Source organism: Variovorax sp. P4_B10 (genome assembly GCF_056402375.1).
Genome location: NZ_JBFUHN010000018.1, coordinates 38,465 through 57,118, shown reverse-complemented (window position 1 = coordinate 57,118; position 18,654 = coordinate 38,465). Strand labels below are relative to the sequence as shown.

Genomic DNA, 18,654 nt, shown 5'->3' with positions numbered 1-18,654 from the left:
CATTCATCGCCGACGAGGCGGCCGCCCGCGTGCTGGCGAACAGTCCCGTCGAGCCGATGCCCGAAGCGCCGCCGGCAGGCCTCTGGCAGCTTCTTTTTTCAGTGATGGTGCCCGTGCGCACCATGCACATGCCGGTGCTCGATCTCCACCGGCAGCGCCGCGCGCACGTCCGTCACCTGAAGGCTGAACTTCAGCGCCTTGCCGGCCCACGGATGGTTGCCGTCGAGCAGCACGACCGGGCCCTTGATCTTCGTCACGGTGAAAACGTGTTCGGTGCCATCGTCGAGCCGCCCCTGCAGTTGCCCGCCCACCTTCACGCCCGGCGGGAAGTCGGTCTTGGGAATGCTGCGCACCAGCGCCTCGTCGCGCAGGCCGAAGGCGTCTTCGGGTGCGAGGTTCAGCGTGGTCTGGAAGCCCTTTGCCTTGCCGTCGAGCGCTTCCTCGATCTTGGGGAGGGTGTTCTCGTAACCGCCATGCAGGTAGGCCATCGGCTCGGGGCTGGCTTCGATGAGCTTGCCCTGGGCGTCGGCGACTTTGTACTTGAGGGTGACGACGGTGTCTTTTTCGATTTTCATGGGGGCATTTTCTGTGGAAATCGATAAGCCGTTGAGGCTAGGTCTTCCCCGGCCGCAACACCTCCGGCAACGCCTCCACCGTACTCAGCTTCTCCATCACCAACCCGACAAACGCCGACACCGCCAGCGGCAGCTGCCGCCGGCTCGGATACAGCACGCTCAGCCCCTGCCCCGTGCGCTGGTACTGCGGCAGCACCGGCACGAGCCGGCCGGCCTCCACGTCCAGCCTGCCCATGGCCGGCGGCAGCAGCGCGATGCCAAGGCCGGCCAGTGCCGCCTTGCGCAGCGCTTGCGCGGTGTTGCCGCTGAAGCGCCCGGAGACCTGCACTTCCTCTTCCGCCCCGTCGGGCCCGGTCACGCGCCAGGTGGCGCGGCCGCTGGGGTGCGCGGCGGTCACGCAGTCGTGGTCTGCCAGGTCCTGCAGCGTGGCGGGGGCGCCGCGCGCGGCGATGTACGCGGGGCTGGCCACCATGCCGTCGGTGCGGGGGCCGAGGAGCTTGCGGGCGACATAGCCTGAATCGGGCAACGCCCCGCCGCGAAAGGCGACGTCGATCTGATCGGCGATCAGGTCGGCCTTGGCGTCGCTGAGCACGAAGTCGACGCGCACCAGCGGGTGCGCGGCCAGGAAGTCGGCCACCCATTCCATCGGGAAGAAATCGAAGAAGTCGGCGGTCGCCGCCACGCGCACGAGGCCGCTGGGTTCCTGGCTGCCGGTGATCAGCGCCTGTCCGGCTTCGACCAGCCCGTCGACCGCACCCGCGCAGCGCTCGTGAAAAGCCTGCCCGGCGCTGGTGAGCGTGAGCTTGCGGGTGGAGCGCTGCATCAGCCGCGTGCCGAGCTGCGCCTCGAGCTGCTGGATGCGCCGGCTCACGGTGTTGGGCGGCAGGCCCAGCCGGCGGCCCGCTTCGGCAAAGCTGCCGTGGCGCACCACCTGCACGAACATGGCGATGTCGTTGAGGTCGAGCATGGCGAGATTCCTTCTATTCATGGACGAGTGCAATCCGACTCTACCGTCTAGTCGATCAATGGGGGCGGCCCTAACCTTGTACCCATGACTTCCTCATCCTCTATCTCCCCGACCCAGCGCCGCGTCGTCTGGGGCGTTCGCATCCTTCTGGCGCTGGCTTTCGGCGCGGCCGGTTTTTCCAAACTGGCCGGCGTGCCGCAGATGGTCCAGGTGTTCGAGGCGATCGGCTTCGGCCAGTGGTTCCGCTACGTGACGGGCGTGGTCGAGGTGGGCGGCGCGCTGCTGCTGCTCGTGCCGGCGACCGGCTTCCTCGGCGGCCTGCTGCTGGCCGTGACCATGGTCTTTGCCGTGGCCACGCACCTCGTGCTGATCGGCGGCAATCCCGCACCGGCCATCGTGCTCACGGGGCTGTCGGCCTTCGTGGCCTGGCGCCTGCGGCCGGTTGCCGCGGCGGCTTGATCGCCTCTTCCCCATCCCTCATTCAGGAGTACCCCATGACCACCGCAACCGCCGCAGTCACCACCGAAGCCCGCGCCATCGTCTACCGCACGCGCGGCTCGCAGCACGGGCCGATCACGCGGCTCATGAGCCCGGGCGACCTGGGCGAATTCCTCAAGCCTTTCGTGTTCCTCGACCTGTTCGGCTTCGACGTTGGCGGCGGCCACAAGGGCTTCGGCATGCACCCGCACTCGGGCATCGCCACGCTGACCTGGCTGATCGAAGGCGACACGCTGTACGAAGACACGACCGGCGAACAGGGCGTGCTGCGGGGCGGCGGCGTCGAGTGGATGCGCGCCGGCAACGGCGTGTGGCACACCGGCGCGCCAGCACCCGGCGTGAAGCGCGTGCGGGGCTTCCAGTTGTGGGTGGCCCTGCCGGCTTCGGAGGAAAACGCGCCCGCCCAGAGCATCTACCTCGCGCCCTCGCAGGTGCCGCAGGAAGGCCCGGCGCGCGTGCTGCTCGGGCGCTACGGCGCGGCGCAGAGCGCCATTCCGGCGCCGGCCCCGATGAACTACCTGGCCGTGCAGCTGAAGGATGGCGAGCACTGGCGCTACACGCCGCCCGCCGGCCACACGGTGGGCTGGGTCGCGGTCAACGCGGGCCGGCTCGATGCGGGCGACAGCACGGGTGGGCCGATCGGCACCGGCGAGCTGGCGGTGTTCGAGGAATCCGGCGAGGCCGTGGATTTCGTGGCGCAGGGCGACGTGTCCTTCGTGCTGGGTTCGGCGGTGAAGCACCCGCACGAGCTGGTGATGGGCCATTACTCGGTCCACACGAGCAAGGCGACGCTCGACCAGGGCGAGGCCGAGATCCGGCGCATCGGTGCACGGCTGCGCCAGGAAGGGCGCCTGGCCTAGCACTTCATCGGTGCGCCCGGGCGCACGACCGGCCGCTTCCGGCCACGCCAAGGGCGCGCACTTGAAAGTGCGCGCCCTTGGCGTTTTGGCGCTCCGCGCCTTGCACGGCGCCACTTTTCCGTCCTCCGGCGCCCCACCCAAGGGCTTACCCCATCACGCGGGCCTGCATATTGCTTAAGACTGTCGCGGGTCAACTGTCGACAGTTTACAAAGTCGATCCGATGAACCCGAACAAGGCGCCGGCGACTTCCCGTCGGGCCTGACAAAGGAACGCGATATGCAATTGCACGCAGTGGACCGCAAGGCCCCACCCGTTTCCGACGCCGAGCGCCAGGTCCGCGAAGACCTGGCCGCGGCCTACCGGCTGGTGGCGCACTACGGCATGGACGACAGCATCTACACGCACATCTCCGCGCGTGTGCCGGGAACCGAAGACCAGTTCCTGATCAACCCCTTCGGGATGCTGTTCCGCGACATCACGGCCTCGTCGCTGGTCAAGATCGACCTGGAGGGCCGCATCCTCGACGACTCGCCCCACGACGTGAACCCGGCCGGCTTCACCATCCACAGCGCCGTGCATGCGGCGCGCCACGACGCGGCCTGCGTGCTGCACACGCACACGGTGGCGGGCGTGGCGGTGTCGTCGCTCGCCGGCGGGCTGCAGCCCTGCAACCAGTGGGCGCTGCAGTTTTATCAGCGCGTGGTCTATCACGACTTCGAGGGCATCGCGCTCGACCCCGAGGAGCGCGAGCGCCTGGTGGCCGACCTGGGCCCGACGGCCCGTGCGCTCATCCTGCGCAACCACGGCCTCGTCACGCTGGGCCGCACGGTGTCGGAAGCCTTCATCCTGATGCTGAACCTGGAGCGCGCCTGCCGCGTGCAGGTGGCCATCCAGTCGAGCGGCCTGCCGGTGTACCCGGTGCCGGCCGAGGTCTGCGAAAAGACCGCGCAGCAGTACGAAGCCGGCGGCGGCAGCAACCTGCCCGGCCACTCCGACCCGAACGCGCGCGAATGGCGCGCGATGCTGCAGCGGATCGAGCCCGCACCCGCGACCTCGTTCCGCGACTGACCCGTTCCCTCGTTTTTCCCTCCCGTCCCCTGACCCTGTCCACCACCTCGAAAGAGCCAGAAGGAGTTCGCCCTCATGAAACGTCGCAACCTCATCCAGATGGGTGCCGCTGCCACCGCCGGCCTGACGCTGGCCGGCGTTCCCCTCCACCTTTTGGCCGCGGGCAAAAAGGGCGGCGTGATCAACGCCGTCGTCCAGCCCGAGCCGCCGGGGCTGATGCTGGGCATCACGCAGAACGGCCCGACGCAGATGATCTCCGGGAACATCTACGAAGGCCTGCTGCGCTACGACGAGAAGATCACCCCGCTGCCCTCGCTGGCCACTTCGTGGACCGTCAACAAGGAAGGCACGCTCTACACCTTCAAGCTCAAGCCCGGCGTCACCTGGCATGACGGCAAGCCCTTCACCTCGGCCGACGTGGTGTTCTCGGCCGACGTGTTCCTGCGCAAGACGCATGCGCGCCTGCGGGCCAACCTGGCCTCGGTCGAGAGCATCAAGGCCATCGATCCGCTGACGGTCGAGTTCAAGCTCAAGTACCCCTTCGGCCCGTTCATCGGCATCTTCGAGGTCGGCAGCATGCCGATGATCCCGAAGCACATCTACGACGGCACCGACTTCGCGACCAATCCCGCCAACGCCACGCCCATCGGCACCGGGCCGTTCAAGTTCAAGGAGTGGGTCAAGGGCTCGTACATCCAACTCGTGGCCAACGACAAGTACCACGTCAAGGACGTGCCGCTGGTCGAGAGCGTGTACTTCCACGTCATTCCCGATGCGGCCTCGCGCGCGGCGGCCTTCGAGTCGGGCAAGGTCGACCTGGTGCCCGGCGGCGCCGTCGAATACTTCGACGTGCTGCGCCTGTCCAAGCTGCCGGGCGTCGCGGTCACGACCAAGGGCTGGGAGTTCTTCGCGCCGCATTCGTGGCTGTGGCTGAACAACCGCAAGGCGCCGATGGACAACGTCAAGTTTCGCCAGGCCGTGATGTTCGCCATCGACCGCGAGGCCATGGCCAAGATCGCATGGCAGGGCTTTGCCAAGCCGGCGACCGGCCCCTTCAACAGCAACATCAAGTTCTACAGCACCGACGTCGCCAAGTATCCGCGCAACATCGAGACGGCCAAGAAGCTGCTCGCCGAATCGGGCTACAAGGGCGAGACGCTGCGGCTGCTGCCGCTGCCTTATGGCGAGACCTGGTCGCGGCAGGCCGAGATCCTCAAGCAGAACCTGGCGCAGGCCGGCATCAAGGTCGAGATGACCGCCACCGACGTGGCCGGCTGGAACCAGCGCCTCAACGACTGGGACTACGACCTCGCCTTCACTTACGTCTACCAGTACGGCGACCCGGCGCTGGGCGTGGCGCGCAACTACACCACCGCCAACATCGCCAAGGGCTCGCCCTTCAACAACGTCGAGGGCTATTCGAACCCGAAGGTCGACGAGCTGTTCGATTCGGGCGCGCGCGAGACCGATCCCGAGAAGCGCAAGGCCATCTACCTGCAGGCGCAGAAGATCCTGCTCGACGAGGTGCCGGTGGCCTGGATGCTGGAGCTCAACTTCCCGACGCTCTACCGCAGCAAGCTGAGCAACATCATCAGCTCGGGCATTGGCCTGAACGACAGCCTCGGCACTGCGTCGGTCGCATGACGGCAAGCCTGCACGCGCAACCAAGGAGCCGCCGATGAAACGCACGCAGTTCATGCTCACCCGCGTGCTGCAGGGCTTGGTGGCGATCCTACTGATCGCCACGGTCAACTTCATGCTGGTGCGCGCCGCGCCGGGCGATCCGGTGTCGGTGCTGGCCGGCGAGGCCGGCGCGTCCGATCCGCAGTTCGTCGCGCAGCTGCGCGCGCAGTTCGGGCTCGACCAGCCGCTGTCGACGCAGCTCGCCACCTACGTCGGCAAGGTGGTGCAGCTCGACCTCGGCTACTCGTACCGCCAGCAGCAGCCGGTCTTGAAGCTCATCATGGACCGGCTGCCCGCCACGCTGCTGCTCACCGGCACGGCCTTCGTGCTCTCGCTGCTGTTCGGCATCACGCTCGGTGCGTTGTCGGCGCGGCGCGCGGGCACCTGGGTCGACAGCGGCATCACCGTGGTGGCGCTGCTGTTCTATGCCACGCCGCTCTACTGGCTCGCGCTGATGGCGGTGCTGGTGTTCACGGTGCAGCTCGAATGGCTGCCGGGCTTCGGCCTCTCGACCGTGGGCTCGGGCGCCACCGGCTTCGCGCTCGCGCTCGACGTGGCCAAGCACCTGGTGCTGCCGGCGCTCACGCTCGCGCTGTTCTACATGGCCGTCTACGCACGCATGACGCGCGCCGCGATGCTCGAGGTGGCGCAGATGGACTTCGTGAAGACGGCGCGCGCCAAGGGCGTGCGGCCTGGTCGCATCCTGCGCGCCCACGTGCTGCGCAACGCGCTGCTGCCGGTGGTCACGCTCGCGGGCATCCAGGCCGGCGGGATGATCGGCGGCGCCGTGCTCACCGAGACCGTGTTCGCCTGGCCCGGCATCGGCCGCCTCATGTTCGACGCACTGCTGCAGCGCGACTACAGCTTGCTGCTCGGCGCCTTCTTGGTGACGGCGGCAATGGCGGTGCTCTTCAATCTCATCACCGACCTCGTCTACACGCTGGTCGACCCACGGATCGAACTGACATGACGATGAACAGTCCTTTCTGGCGGCGCTTCCGCCGCAACAAAGGGGCAGTGGCCGGCATGGTCGTGCTGCTGATCGTGGCCGCGGTCGCGCTGCTCGGCCCCTGGCTTGCCACCAACGACCCCTGGGCCATGGTGGAGCAGCCCTTCGTGCGGCCGTGGACCGAACCCGGCTTCCTGATGGGCACCGACACACTGGGGCGCGACATTCTCTCGGGCCTCGTCTATGGCGCGCGCGTATCGCTGCTGATCGGCGTGGTGTCCACGCTCGTGGCGCTGCTGATCGGCGTCACGCTGGGCGCGGTGGCCGGCTACTTCGGCGGCTGGATCGATGCGGCGCTGATGCGATTCACCGAGCTGTTCCAGGCGGTGCCCAGCTTTGCGCTGGCGATCGTGCTGGTGGCGATCTTCGAGCCCTCGATCAAGTCGATCGTCGTGGCCATTGCGATCGTTTCGTGGCCGCCGGTCGCGCGGCTGGTGCGCAGCGAGTTCCTCACGCTGCGCCAGCGCGACTTCGTGCAGGCCGCGCTGCTCGCGGGGCAGTCGACGCCACGCATCATCCTCACGCAGATATTGCCCAACGCCATGTCGCCCATCATCGTGATGGCCTCGCTGATGGTGGCCACGGCCATCCTGCTCGAGAGCAGCCTGAGCTTCCTGGGCCTCGGCGACCCGAACCAGATGAGCTGGGGCTACATGGTCGGCGCAGCGCGCACCGTGCTGCGCCAGGCCTGGTGGATGGCGCTGTTCCCCGGCCTGGCCATCGTGCTGACGGTGCTCGCGCTCAACCTCGTGGGCGAAGGCCTGAGCGACGGCCTGAACACGCGGCTCGACGGGAGAGGCAAATGAACGCCACCGTGACGCCGATGAAGCCCTTGCACCCCGTTCTCGAAATCGCAGACCTGAGCATCTCGCTGCCCGCGGGCGCCGACCGCGCGCTGGCCGTCGAAGGCGCCACGCTGTCTGTGATGCCGGGCCAGACGCTGTGCGTGGTCGGCGAATCGGGTTCGGGCAAGTCGATGATCGCCAACGCGGTCATGGGCCTCTTGCCGCGCCCGCACGTGGCGCCGGTGGCGGGCCGCATCCTGTTCGACGGCCACGACCTGCTGCAACTCACCGAACCGCAGATGCGCGAGCTGCGCGGGCGGCGCATCGGCATGGTGTTCCAGGAGCCGATGACCGCGTTGAACCCCGTGATGCGCATCGGCGAGCAGATCGGCGAAGTGTTCGATGCACACGGCAGCGTGCCCGCGGCCGAGAAGCGCCGCCGCATCCTCGCCGCGCTGGCCGACGTGGGCCTGCCCGACCCCGAGCTGCTGATCGACGCCTACCCCTTCCGACTTTCGGGCGGCCAACGCCAGCGCGTGATGATCGCCTGCGCACTGGTACTCGAGCCCGTGCTGCTGATCGCCGACGAGCCAACCACCGCGCTCGACGTCACCACGCAGGCGCAGATCCTGAAGCTCATCCGCGAGCTGCAGCAGCGCCGCGGCACGGCCGTGCTCTTCATCACGCACGACTTCGGCGTGGTCTCCGAAATCGCCGACCACGTGGTGGTCATGCAAACGGGCCACGTGGTCGAGTCTGGGTCCGCTGCGCAGGTGCTCAGTGCGCCGCAGCATCCCTACACGCGCAAGCTCATCGCCGCCATTCCCGACGGGCAGGCTCAGACCGTGCCGCACGACGACCTGACCCGCGTGCTGCAGGTGCAGGACCTGTGCAAGACCTACCGTTCGAGCGGCGGCCTGTTCAAGCGCGGCCGCGCGGTGCAGGCCGCCAAGGACATCAACTTCGAACTGCACCGCGGCGAAACGCTGGGGCTGGTGGGTGAATCGGGCTCGGGCAAGTCGAGCGTCGGGCGCTGCCTGGTGGGGCTCGCGCCCTTCGACAGCGGCCGCATCATCTTCAAGGGCCGCACGCTCGCGCAGGGCAAGAACTTCCGGCGCGGCGTGGCCGGCAAGATCCAGATGGTGTTCCAGGACCCGTATGCCTCGCTCAACCCGCGCCACCGCGTGGGCGCGGCCATCGCGGGTGGGCCGATTGCGCAGGGCGTGAGCAAGACCGAGGCGATGGCGCGCGCCATGGAATTGCTGAAGCTCGTGGGCCTGGGCGCCGATGCGGCGCAGCGCTATCCGCACGAGTTCTCGGGCGGGCAGCGCCAGCGCATCGGCATTGCCCGCGCGCTCGCGATGCAGCCCGAACTGCTGGTGGCCGACGAGCCGGTGTCGGCGCTCGACGTGTCGGTGCAGGCGCAGGTGCTGGAGCTTTTTGCCCAGGTGCGCGAGCAGTTCCAGCTCGCGATGGTGTTCATCACGCACGACCTGCGCGTGGCCGGCCAGATGTGCGACCGCATCGCGGTGATGCAGCGCGGCGAGGTCGTGGAGTACGGCGAAACGCAGAAGGTGCTGAACGATCCGCAGCATGCCTACACGCGCAAGCTGATCGACGCGGTGCCGCGTCTTGCGGGGCAGGCCGACACACAGGCGAAGGTGGCCTGATGCCCTGTGTCGCGCTCCTGAGCGATGTGCTCGACATGCATTACCTCGCGCCCGCATTCCGCGAGCACTGTCCCGACATCGACCTGCGTCTGGGCAAAGACCTCGGCCCGCTCGACCAGATCGATGCGGCCGTCTGCTGGTATCCCCCGCACGGCCTGCTCGCGCAGCTGCCGCAACTGCAGCTGGTGCAATCGCTGGCCGCCGGTGTCGACCACATCACGGCCGACCCACAGTTGCCGCGCGCGCTACCGCTGTGCCGCATCGTCGATCCCGAGATGGCCACCGGCATGAGGGCGTACGTGTGCTGGGCCGTGATCCACCAGCAGCGGCAGATGCCGGTTTACCTGGCGAGCGCGGCCGTCGGCGCGTGGCGGGAGCAGACGATGAGTCCGCCGGGGCGCCACCGCGTCGGTATCGCTGGGCTCGGTACTTTGGGGCTGGCCTGCGCCGAGGCATTGGCCGGCATCGGCTACTCGGTGCGCGGCTGGAGCCGCAGTGCCAAGGCCGATCTGCCGCCGGGTGTCGCGGGCTTTCACGGCGATGCGCAGCTCGATGAATTCCTCTCGGGCTGCGACACGCTGGTGTGCCTGCTGCCGCTCACGCCGCAGACGCAGGGCTTTCTCGACGCCGACCTGTTCGCACGGTTGCCGCGCGGCGCGCACCTGATCAACGTCGGACGCGGCGCGCACCTGGTCGAAGCCGACCTGCTGCGCGCGCTCGACCGCGGCGCGCTGTCCGCGGCCACGCTTGACGCCTTCACGCAGGAGCCGCTGCCGCCGGACCATCCCTTCTGGGGCGACCCGCGCATCCTGGTCACGCCGCACATCGCCACCCGCACCGACGTGTCGGTGATCGCGCAGCAGACGCTCCACAACCTCGCGCTGCTGCAGCGCGGGGAGCGGCCGCGCACGGCCGTCGACCTCGAACGGGGCTATTGAGCCGCGAGGTGTTCCTCCCGCATTCCCTCCCAAAAAAACGGACAGGCCCATGAACGCATCCATCCCCGCTTCCGCCCTGCAGTCGGCGCATGCCGAGCGCGCCGCCAACGACATCGCGGCCCACCTGCATCCCTTCACCAATCTCGCGGCGCATCCGCAGGTCGACCCGCTCGTGATCGAGCGCGGCGACGGCGTCTTCGTGGAGGACGACCAGGGCCGCCGCTACCTGGAAGCGATGTCGGGCCTGTGGTGCGTCTCGCTGGGCTTCAGCAATGCGCGCCTGGCCAAGGCCGGCAGCGATGCGCTGCACACGCTGCCCTGCTATCACACCTTCAACCACCGCTCCAACGCCGCCGCCATCGCGCTCGCCGAAAAGCTGCTGTCGATGGCACCGGTGCCGATGTCGAAAGTGTTCTTCGCCAACTCGGGTTCCGAGGCCAACGACACCGCCGTCAAGCTGGTCTGGTACTACCACAACGCCATCGGCAAGCCTGACAAGAAGAAGATCATTTCGCGCCGCAATGCGTACCACGGCGTCACCGTGGCGGCGGCCAGCCTGAGCGGCCTCGTCACGAACCACCGCGACTTCGACCTGCCCATCGACCGCATCCTGCACGTCGAGTGTCCGCACCACTACCGCTACGCCGAGCCCGGCGAAACCGAAGAGGCCTTCGCCACCCGGCTGGCCGATGCGCTGGAGCAGCGCATCCTGGCCGAAGGGCCCGACACCGTGGGCGCCTTCATCGCCGAGCCGGTGATGGGCGCCGGCGGCGTGCTGGTGCCGCCCGCCACCTACTTCGAGAAGGTGCAGGCCGTGCTGCGCAAGTACGAGGTGCTGCTGATCGCCGACGAGGTGATCTGCGGCTTCTGCCGCACCGGCGAGATGTTCGGCTCCACCACCTTCGGCCTGCGGCCCGACATCCTCACGGCCGCCAAGGCCCTGTCGTCGGGCTATGTGCCGATCTCGGCCGTCATGGTGTCCGAGAAGGTGCATGCGGCCGTGGCCGCCAACAGCGGAAAGATCGGCACCTTCGGCCATGGCTTCACCTACTCGGGCCATCCGGTGACCGCCGCGGTGGCGCTCGAAACGCTGCGCATCTACGAAGACGAAAAGGTGCTCGCGCACGTGCAGTCGCTGGCACCGAAGTTCCAGGCCGGCCTGCGCCGCTACGCCGGCCATCCGCATGTGGGCGAGGTGCGCGGCGTGGGCCTGATCGGTGCGATCGAACTCGCAGCCGATCCGGCGAAGCGCACGTCCTTCGATCCGGCGATGAAGGCCGGCGCACGGCTGGCCGAACTCGCGCTGGCCGAAGGCCTGATCGTGCGCGCCATGGGCGATGCCGTGGCCTTCTGCCCGCCGCTCGTCATCACGGCCGCGCAGGTCGACGAGATGTTCGAGCGCTTCGACCGCGCGATGGTCCGCTTCGAGGCCTCGCTGGCGTGAACACGGCAAGCGCCGCCATAGGGTTGCGCCCGCCGGGCGCCAAGAGCACCGGCGTCGCGCTGTTCTTCTGCGCGCTGATGGCCTTTGCGAGCTACGACGCCTTCTGCAAGTACATGCTGCAGTTCTACCCGGCGCCGTTCATCAACGTGATGCGTTACCTGTCGGTGATCTGCATCGCTTTTGCCATGCTGCTGCGCCATGGCGACCTGCGCATCTGGCGCGCGCCGCAGAAGAAGTTGCTGCTGCTGCGCGGCACCATGCTCGCGACGGTGGCCACCTGCTTCATGACGGCGCTGATCTGGATGCCGCTGGCCGAGGCCACCGCCATCTACTTCACAGCGCCGCTGCTGATGGTGGCGCTGTCGCCGTGGCTGGTCGGCGAATCGGTGCGGCGCAGCCAGTGGGTGGCGGTGAGCGTGGGCTTTGCCGGCATGCTGCTGATCGTGCGGCCCGGTGGCAACCTGCCGTGGCTGGGCACGGTGCTGATGGCGGTGTCGGCGGTTTGCTATGCGATCTTCCAGTTGCTCACGCGACGTCTTGCGGGACTGGTCGCGAGCCCGGTGCAGTACGCCTACACCGCGGTGGTGTGCCTTGTCGTCACGGCGCTGCCCGCGCCCTTCTTCCTGCCGGCCGAGCGGCCCGCCGTTGGCGCCGTGCTGTTGCTGCTCGCGGGTGGCGCCTGCAGCGGCCTCGCGCAATGGCTGCTGCTGGCCGCGTTCGAGCGCGTCGAGGCCGCCACGCTGGCGCCACTCAATTACTTCCAGCTGCTGCTCGCGGTGGCCTTCAGCACCTTCTGGTTCCACAGGCCGCCCGACGGGCTGGCGATGGCGGGCATTGCATTGATCGTGGCGGCGGGCGTCTACCTCGCGCGGCGGCCGGTGAAAAATAGCCTCCCGCTTCCTCTCACATAACGAGACAAAACAACATGGCTTTCTCCTCCCCTTCCGACAGTGCCGTTTTCGAGTCCGTCGAGGCGCCCGACCTGGTCGGGCTGGTCGAGGCGCAGCTGACCCGCGCCATCGTCGAAGGGCATCTCGCGCCCGGCAGCCGCATCGTGGAGGCCGAGATCGCGCGCCGCATGGGCGTGAGCCGCGCCCCGGTGCGCGAGGCCGCGCGCCGGCTCGAACGCCAGGGCGTGCTGGTGGCGCGGCCGCGCCACGGCTTCGCGGTGCGCACCATCAGCGTCCAGGAAATCGACGACCTGTTCGAAGTGCGCCTGAGCCTGGAGATGACCTCGGTCGAGCTGGCCTGCCGCAAGGCCGACGACGCGGGCCTGGCGCGGCTGCGCGCGCTGGTCGATGCCATGGTGCGCGACGCGCCCACGCAGCCGCAGCACGTGCGCATCGCGACCGACCTCGCGTTTCACACGCTGATCAGCGAGCTCTCGGGCAATGCCCACCTGCACCGCATGTTCTCGAACACGCAGACCGAGATGCAGATGATCATCGCGCTCATCGACGCGGTCTACCACGACCCCGAGACGATGGCCAACACGCACTACCCGATCGTCGATGCGCTGGAGAGCCGCGACGTCGATGCGTCCCGCCTCGCCATGCGCGAGCACCTGGACGATGCGTGGCAGCAGGTGCGCGCGCTGTTCGTGAAGCAGCACGGCACGGCATCCCAACCCACCTCCACCCCTACTTCCACGCAAGGATCCGCGCGATGAAGATCGTCTACAGCGATGTGCACAAGGACCACGACCCGCAGCTCTTCATGGTGCGCGGCCGCCTGAAGCGCAGCAACGAGCAGCCCGAGCGGGCCTTCCGTCTGCTGTCGGCGGTCGAGCAGGACGGCCACGAGGTCATCGCGGGCGAAGACTTCGGCCCCGGCCCGCGCGCCGCGATCCACACGCCGGAGTACCTGCGCTTCCTGGAGACGGCGTACGCGCGCTGGCGGCTGCTGGACGATCCGTCCGACGAGGTCATGCCCAACATCCATCCCTTTCCGGGCGAGCCCTGCTCCTATCCGGAGAGCGTGGTCGGGCAGGCCGGCTACCACATGGGCGACAACGCCTGTTCCATCGGCGCGCACACCTGGGAGGCGGCCGTGGCCTCGGCCCACGTGGCCACGCATGCGGCGCAACTGGTGCTGCAGGGCGAACACGCGGCCTATGCGCTGTGCCGTCCGCCGGGCCACCATGCGTACGCGGACCGCGCCAACGGCTTCTGCTACCTCAACAACACCGCCATCGCCGCGCAGCAGCTGCGCGCGGCGCACGACCGCGTGGCCATCCTCGACATCGACGTGCACCACGGCAACGGCACGCAGGGCATCTTCTATCGCCGTGCCGACGTGCTGACCATCTCGCTGCACGGCGATCCGCGCAACTTCACGCCCTTCTTCACCGGCTACGCGCACGAGCGCGGCGAGGGCGCGGGCCTGGGCTACAACATCAACAAGCCGCTCGCGCTGGGCACCGACATCGACGGCTACCTGCCGGCCCTGCGCGACGCCTGCCAGAGCATCCGCGCCTTCGCGCCCGGTGCGCTGGTGGTGGCGCTGGGCCTGGACACGCACGAGCGCGATCCCTACAAGGGCATGAAGATCACGACGCCTGGCTTCGCGCAGCTGCTCACCGAGATCGCCGGCCTCGGCCTGCCGACTGTGCTGGTGCAGGAAGGCGGCTACCTGTCCGACGACCTGGGGCCCAACCTCGCCAGCGCGCTGCGCGGCTTCGCGGGCGGCGCATGACAGTGGCGGCCGGATTCGACGACGAGGTGCTGAGTGAAGGCTCTCCGGAGCTAGACGCCGATTGGGTGCGCGCACTCGCGCTGCGCCACTACGGCATCGAAGGCGAGATGCGGCCGCTGACCGGCGAACGCGACCGCAACTACCGCTTCGAATCGGCACGCACCGGCGAGCGCTTCATGCTGAAGATCTCGCACCCGTCCGAAACGCCGCTGGTGGCGGATTTCCAGACCCAGGCGCTGCTGCATATCGCGGGTGCCGATCCGGAACTGCCGGTGCAACGCATCGTGCCCACGCGCGATGGGCAGTCTTCATTCCTGAGCGACCCGGGCGATGGCCTGCCGCGCGTGACGCGCCTGTTCAGCTACCTGCCGGGCCTGCCCATGCCCGAGGCGCCGCGCACTTCAACGCAGCAACTGAACCTCGCGCGCACGCTGGCCCGGCTCGACCTCGCGCTGCGCGGCTTCGACCACCCGGCCGGCGCGCTGGCGCTGCCCTGGGACATCCAGCGCGCCGACAGCGTGCGTGGCCTGCTCCAGCACATCGCCGACCCGGCGCGCCGCGCGCTGGCGGAGCGCTCGCTCGACCGGTTCGAGCGCGATGCCAAGCCGGTGCTCGCGGGCCTGCGCACGCAGCCCATCCACAACGACTTCAACATCTACAACGTGCTGGTCGACCCCGGCGACACCGACCGCATCGCCGGCGTCCTCGATTTCGGCGACATGGTGCGTGCACCGCTGATCGACGACCTGGCGGTGGCCGCGGCCTACCAGCTCGATCCGGCGGGCGATGCACTGGCCGGCATCGTGCCCTTCGTCGCGGCGTACCACGCGGTGCTGCCGCTGGCGCGCGAAGAGATCGACGTGCTGTTCACGCTCATCACCGCGCGGCTGGTGATGGTGGTCGCGATCAGCGGCTGGCGTGCCGCGCGCCATCCCGACAACGCGGCCTATCTGCTGCGCAACAACCCGCTGTCGTGGGCCCGCCTGCAGGCTTGCGACCGCATCGGCAACGACGCCGCCAGCCGCGCGTTCCGGCGCGCCTGCGGCATGAACGAGAGCCACGAACATGCCTGAAGAAGAATCGCTCCTGGCGCGCCGCGCGCGCCTGCTTGGCCCGGCCTACCGCCTGTTCTACGAGGCACCGCTGCACCCGGTGCGCGGCCAAGGCGTGTGGCTCGACGATGCAGACGGCAAGCGTTATCTCGATGCGTACAACAACGTCGCGTCGGTGGGGCACTGCCATCCGCACGTGGTGGAGGCCATCGCGCGGCAGGCCGGCGTCCTCAACACCCACACCCGCTACCTGCACGAGGGCGTGCTCGACTACGCCGAGCGCCTGCTGGCCACCATGCCCCCCGCGCTCGGCCATGCGATGTTCACCTGCACCGGCAGCGAGGCCAACGACCTCGCGATGCGCATCGCCAAGGCCCACACCAAGGCCGAAGGCCTGATCGTCACGCGCTTCGCGTACCACGGCGTGACCGAGTCGATCGCGCAGGCCTCGCCCTCGCTCGGGCGCTTCGTGCAGCTCGGCAAGGCGGTGCGGACGGTGCCGCCGCCGGACAGCTATCGCGTGCCGGCCGAGGAGCAGGGCAAGGCCTTCGCCGCCGGCGTGCGCGCCGCCATTGCCGACCTGCAGGCCCATGGCCTGCAACCGGCCGCGCTGATGGTCGACACCGTGTTCTCGAGCGACGGCATCTTCACCGACCCTGCGGGTTTCCTGAATGAGGCTGTAGCTGCCATCCGCGAAGCCGGCGGCATCTTCATCGCCGACGAAGTGCAGCCCGGCCTCGGGCGCACCGGCGATGCCTTCTGGGGCTTCACGCGCCACGAGGGCCTGGTGCCCGACATCGTGACCATGGGCAAGCCGCTCGGCAACGGCCATCCGCTGGCCGGGCTGGCGGTGCGCCCGGAGGTGCTGGCCGCGTTCGGCCGCGAGTGCCGCTACTTCAACACCTTCGGCGGCAACCCGGTGTCGATGGCCGCCGGCATGGCCGTGCTCGACGTGATCGAGCGCGAGGGCCTGATGGCCAATGCGCAGCGTGTCGGCCGCCATCTGCGCGCCGGGCTCGCGAAGCTCGCCGAGCGCCACGCGCTGATCGGCGACGTGCGCGGTGCCGGCCTGTTCGTGGGCCTGGAGCTGGTGACGGACCGCCGCGCGCGCACGCCCGCCACCGCGGAAACGGTGCGCGTCGTCAACGGGCTGCGCGAGCGGCAGGTGCTGCTCAGCGCCACCGGCGAACATGCGAACACGCTGAAGATCCGCCCGCCGCTGGTGTTCTCCGAAGCCAACGCCGACCTGCTGGTCGACACGCTCGACGCGGTGCTGGCCGGGCTCTAACGCGGCAGTTCGGCCATCAGCATGTCGATGAAGACGCGCGTCTTTGCCGGCAGGAAACGCGCCGACGACGTGACGACGTAGATCGCGCTGCGCTCGCCCACGTCCCATGCCGGAAGCACCGGCCGCAGCTTGCGGCCGGCGGTATGGCCGGTCACCAGCCAGTCGGTGGCCAGCACGATGCCGGCGCCTGCGCCGGCGGCGGTCATCAGCGAATCCGCGTCGTCGGAATGCAGCGCGAGCGGCACGTTCAAGGCCACCTTGCTTTTGCCGCTGTGCAGCACCCATTCGGCGCCACGCTCGTAGCCCGCAAAGCCCAGGCAGCGGTGGCGCAGCAGGTCTTGCGGTATCAAGGGCACGCCGTGCGCGCGCAGGTAGGCCGGCGCGGCATAGAGCCGGCGCTGCACGTCGCGCACCTTGCGCGCCACCAGGCTGCTGTCCTTGAGCGCGCCCAGGCGCACTGCCACGTCGAAGCCCTCGCCCACCAGATCGGTGTACTGGTCGGAGAAGCGCGCATCGATGCGCACCTGTGGAAACCGCTGCATGAAACGCGGCAGCAGCGGCGCGACCCACATGCGCCCGTAGGTGCGCGGCAGGGCCACGCGCAGCAGCCCTTGCGGGTGGGTGCCGCGCGAGGACACCTCGGCGTCGGCCAGCACGATCTCGTCGAGCACCGCCCCCATGCGCGCGAGGTAGCCGGTGCCGGCCTCGGTCAGCGCGAGCTGGCGCGTGGTGCGCTGGATCAACCGCACGCCGAGCCGGCGCTCGAGCGCGGCGATGCGGCGCGAGACCGTCGAGGCATCGCGCGACAGGCCGCGCGCCGCGGCCGAGAAGCTGCCCGAGCGGGCCACGGCCACGAAGGCCAGAACCTCGTCGAGGTGCGTGGCCTCCAGTGCGACGGCGGTGGTGGAAGCGGGTGAAACCATGCGGCGCAGTTTAGTGCGCTGAATGCATGAGTGCTGTGCACGTTGGTCTATTGCTGGTAGCCGCGCATGAATATCCAATGAAGGCTCATTCATTCACTCATCCGCCCGGAAAGCCCGCCATGTCCTCGACCGTCTCCGCTCCCTCCATGAACGCCGTTGTCTTCGACCGTGCCGGCGACGCGGCCGAGGTGCTGCGCTGGGGCACCGCGCCGCGGCCCACGCCTGCGGCGGGGCAGCTTCGCGTGCGCTTGTCGGCGCGCGTCATCCAGCCCGCCGACCTGCTCTTCGTGGCGGGCCGCTACCGCGTGCAGCCGCAGTTCCCGCAGGTCGGGGGCTTCGATGGCGTCGGCGTGGTCGATGCCGTGGGCGCCGGTGTCGAAGGCGGTTGGATCGGCCGGCGCGTGGCGTTTCGCAGCCCCGGCGCCTGGGCCGATTTCGCCGTGGCGCCGCTGTCGCGCGTGTATGCCGTGCCGGACGACATCGGTGACGAACTGGCCTGCCAATTTCCGCTCAACCCGCTGACCGCCTGGGGCCTCCTCGACACGGCGTCGATTCCGCGCGGCGCGCAGGTGCTGGCCACGGCGGGCGAGTCGGCGGTGTCGCGCCTGCTGGTGGCGCTGGCGGTGGCACAGGGCTATTCGCTCACGCTCGCGGCCCGCACCGGCGTGGACACGTCGGCGCCGGGCTACCGGGCATGGCGTGCCACGGATGCCGATGCCGGCGCTGCGCAGGCGAGCGGCGACACGCTGGCCTCGGTGCTGCAGGCGGTGGCGCCGGCCGGCGGCTTCCAGGCCGTGCTCGACGCCGTGGGCGGCCCGTCGACGCTCGACCTCATCGCCGTGACCGCACCCGGTGCCACCGTGCTTTCCTACGGCGTGCTCGACGACCGGCCCTTCGAGATCCAGGCCTCGACATTGCTCTACCGCAACCTGCGCTGGCAGGGCTTCGGCATCGACGGCTACCTGAACCGGCTGACGCAGCAGCAGATGGCCGCCGCGAGCGACACGCTGTGGCAACTGGTGCGCAGCCAGCCCGCGCTGCTCGCGCCGGCGCGGCGCCACCCGCTGGAAGATTTCGCCGCCGCCATCGCGGGCCTGGCGCAGACGGCCAGAGACGGGAAAACCCTGCTGATCAACCACTGAGCCGCACGCGGAGGCGGGCTGCGCCAGAATCGTTCGCTTCGAACGACTCTCGCCCCC

18 protein-coding genes are annotated in these 18,654 nt (G+C 69.1%); 15 read left to right on the top strand and 3 right to left on the bottom strand.

Annotated features, from left to right (window positions below):
* Positions 1-98: 98 nt before the first annotated feature.
* Entirely contained in the window at positions 99-575 is a 477-nt protein-coding gene (locus AC1DXX_RS11345) for an FKBP-type peptidyl-prolyl cis-trans isomerase (protein ID WP_478134284.1), read from the bottom strand.
* Positions 576-612: 37 nt separating this feature from the next.
* Complete coding sequence (locus AC1DXX_RS11340; protein ID WP_478134283.1) at positions 613-1,542, bottom strand: LysR family transcriptional regulator; 930 nt, start codon at positions 1,540-1,542, stop codon at positions 613-615.
* Positions 1,543-1,626: 84 nt separating this feature from the next.
* Here AC1DXX_RS11340 and AC1DXX_RS11335 point away from each other — a divergent pair, with 84 nt between their 5' ends.
* The 14 genes from AC1DXX_RS11335 to AC1DXX_RS11270 all read left to right on the top strand — a co-directional run bounded on the left by AC1DXX_RS11335 (position 1,627) and on the right by AC1DXX_RS11270 (position 16,532).
* A complete protein-coding gene (locus tag AC1DXX_RS11335) occupies positions 1,627-2,001 on the top strand; it encodes a DoxX family protein (protein WP_478134282.1) in 375 nt (124 codons plus the stop codon).
* A gap of 35 nt (positions 2,002-2,036) precedes the next feature.
* Complete coding sequence (locus AC1DXX_RS11330) at positions 2,037-2,900, top strand: pirin family protein (protein ID WP_478134281.1); 864 nt, start codon at positions 2,037-2,039, stop codon at positions 2,898-2,900.
* A 277-nt stretch (positions 2,901-3,177) separates the two neighbouring features.
* Positions 3,178-3,969: a class II aldolase/adducin family protein gene (locus AC1DXX_RS11325; RefSeq protein WP_478134280.1), complete on the top strand. Its 792-nt coding sequence runs from the start codon at positions 3,178-3,180 to the stop codon at positions 3,967-3,969.
* 75 nt (positions 3,970-4,044) lie between these two features.
* Positions 4,045-5,613, top strand: a complete 1,569-nt coding sequence (locus AC1DXX_RS11320; RefSeq protein WP_478134279.1) for an ABC transporter substrate-binding protein — start codon at positions 4,045-4,047, stop codon at positions 5,611-5,613.
* Between the two features lie 34 nt (positions 5,614-5,647).
* Positions 5,648-6,622 (top strand): ABC transporter permease, encoded by a 975-nt coding sequence (locus AC1DXX_RS11315; RefSeq protein ID WP_478134278.1) that lies wholly within the window; start codon positions 5,648-5,650, stop codon positions 6,620-6,622.
* A 2-nt stretch (positions 6,623-6,624) separates the two neighbouring features.
* A complete protein-coding gene (locus AC1DXX_RS11310) occupies positions 6,625-7,467 on the top strand; it encodes an ABC transporter permease (RefSeq protein WP_478134277.1) in 843 nt (280 codons plus the stop codon).
* Positions 7,464-9,116, top strand: coding sequence for an ABC transporter ATP-binding protein (locus tag AC1DXX_RS11305; protein ID WP_478134276.1), 1,653 nt, complete (start codon positions 7,464-7,466; stop codon positions 9,114-9,116). Before AC1DXX_RS11310 ends, AC1DXX_RS11305 begins: the two co-directional genes overlap by 4 nt.
* A complete protein-coding gene (locus tag AC1DXX_RS11300; RefSeq protein ID WP_478134275.1) occupies positions 9,116-10,054 on the top strand; it encodes a 2-hydroxyacid dehydrogenase in 939 nt (312 codons plus the stop codon). The genes AC1DXX_RS11305 and AC1DXX_RS11300 overlap by 1 nt, the downstream gene beginning before the upstream one ends.
* 49 nt (positions 10,055-10,103) lie before the next feature.
* Entirely contained in the window at positions 10,104-11,498 is a 1,395-nt protein-coding gene (locus tag AC1DXX_RS11295; RefSeq protein ID WP_478134274.1) for an aspartate aminotransferase family protein, read from the top strand.
* A complete protein-coding gene (locus AC1DXX_RS11290; protein ID WP_478134273.1) occupies positions 11,495-12,409 on the top strand; it encodes a DMT family transporter in 915 nt (304 codons plus the stop codon). The genes AC1DXX_RS11295 and AC1DXX_RS11290 overlap by 4 nt, the downstream gene beginning before the upstream one ends.
* 14 nt (positions 12,410-12,423) lie before the next feature.
* Positions 12,424-13,167, top strand: a complete 744-nt coding sequence (locus AC1DXX_RS11285; RefSeq protein WP_478134272.1) for a GntR family transcriptional regulator — start codon at positions 12,424-12,426, stop codon at positions 13,165-13,167.
* On the top strand, positions 13,164-14,192 hold the full coding sequence (locus AC1DXX_RS11280) for a histone deacetylase family protein (protein WP_478134271.1): 1,029 nt from the start codon (positions 13,164-13,166) through the stop codon (positions 14,190-14,192). Before AC1DXX_RS11285 ends, AC1DXX_RS11280 begins: the two co-directional genes overlap by 4 nt.
* Complete coding sequence (locus tag AC1DXX_RS11275) at positions 14,189-15,265, top strand: phosphotransferase (RefSeq protein WP_478134270.1); 1,077 nt, start codon at positions 14,189-14,191, stop codon at positions 15,263-15,265. Before AC1DXX_RS11280 ends, AC1DXX_RS11275 begins: the two co-directional genes overlap by 4 nt.
* Entirely contained in the window at positions 15,258-16,532 is a 1,275-nt protein-coding gene (locus tag AC1DXX_RS11270) for an aspartate aminotransferase family protein (protein WP_478134269.1), read from the top strand. The genes AC1DXX_RS11275 and AC1DXX_RS11270 overlap by 8 nt, the downstream gene beginning before the upstream one ends.
* Here AC1DXX_RS11270 and AC1DXX_RS11265 read toward each other — a convergent pair.
* The gene (locus tag AC1DXX_RS11265) at positions 16,529-17,455 is read right to left on the bottom strand and encodes a LysR family transcriptional regulator (RefSeq protein WP_478134268.1); all 927 of its coding nucleotides are present in this window, start codon (positions 17,453-17,455) and stop codon (positions 16,529-16,531) included. The genes AC1DXX_RS11270 and AC1DXX_RS11265 overlap by 4 nt on opposite strands.
* Before the next feature lie 119 nt (positions 17,456-17,574).
* Between AC1DXX_RS11265 and AC1DXX_RS11260 the strand changes: the two genes are divergently transcribed.
* On the top strand, positions 17,575-18,597 hold the full coding sequence (locus tag AC1DXX_RS11260; protein WP_478134267.1) for an alcohol dehydrogenase catalytic domain-containing protein: 1,023 nt from the start codon (positions 17,575-17,577) through the stop codon (positions 18,595-18,597).
* Positions 18,598-18,654: the final 57 nt, after the last annotated feature.

Coding starts and splice junctions, on each gene's coding strand:
- AC1DXX_RS11345 (WP_478134284.1), bottom strand. CDS start 575: ATGAAAATCGAAAAAGACACCGTCGTCACCCTCAAGTACAAAGTCGCC.
- AC1DXX_RS11340 (WP_478134283.1), bottom strand. CDS start 1,542: ATGCTCGACCTCAACGACATCGCCATGTTCGTGCAGGTGGTGCGCCAC.
- AC1DXX_RS11335 (WP_478134282.1), top strand. CDS start 1,627: ATGACTTCCTCATCCTCTATCTCCCCGACCCAGCGCCGCGTCGTCTGG.
- AC1DXX_RS11330 (WP_478134281.1), top strand. CDS start 2,037: ATGACCACCGCAACCGCCGCAGTCACCACCGAAGCCCGCGCCATCGTC.
- AC1DXX_RS11325 (WP_478134280.1), top strand. CDS start 3,178: ATGCAATTGCACGCAGTGGACCGCAAGGCCCCACCCGTTTCCGACGCC.
- AC1DXX_RS11320 (WP_478134279.1), top strand. CDS start 4,045: ATGAAACGTCGCAACCTCATCCAGATGGGTGCCGCTGCCACCGCCGGC.
- AC1DXX_RS11315 (WP_478134278.1), top strand. CDS start 5,648: ATGAAACGCACGCAGTTCATGCTCACCCGCGTGCTGCAGGGCTTGGTG.
- AC1DXX_RS11310 (WP_478134277.1), top strand. CDS start 6,625: ATGAACAGTCCTTTCTGGCGGCGCTTCCGCCGCAACAAAGGGGCAGTG.
- AC1DXX_RS11305 (WP_478134276.1), top strand. CDS start 7,464: ATGAACGCCACCGTGACGCCGATGAAGCCCTTGCACCCCGTTCTCGAA.
- AC1DXX_RS11300 (WP_478134275.1), top strand. CDS start 9,116: ATGCCCTGTGTCGCGCTCCTGAGCGATGTGCTCGACATGCATTACCTC.
- AC1DXX_RS11295 (WP_478134274.1), top strand. CDS start 10,104: ATGAACGCATCCATCCCCGCTTCCGCCCTGCAGTCGGCGCATGCCGAG.
- AC1DXX_RS11285 (WP_478134272.1), top strand. CDS start 12,424: ATGGCTTTCTCCTCCCCTTCCGACAGTGCCGTTTTCGAGTCCGTCGAG.
- AC1DXX_RS11280 (WP_478134271.1), top strand. CDS start 13,164: ATGAAGATCGTCTACAGCGATGTGCACAAGGACCACGACCCGCAGCTC.
- AC1DXX_RS11275 (WP_478134270.1), top strand. CDS start 14,189: ATGACAGTGGCGGCCGGATTCGACGACGAGGTGCTGAGTGAAGGCTCT.
- AC1DXX_RS11270 (WP_478134269.1), top strand. CDS start 15,258: ATGCCTGAAGAAGAATCGCTCCTGGCGCGCCGCGCGCGCCTGCTTGGC.
- AC1DXX_RS11265 (WP_478134268.1), bottom strand. CDS start 17,455: ATGGTTTCACCCGCTTCCACCACCGCCGTCGCACTGGAGGCCACGCAC.
- AC1DXX_RS11260 (WP_478134267.1), top strand. CDS start 17,575: ATGTCCTCGACCGTCTCCGCTCCCTCCATGAACGCCGTTGTCTTCGAC.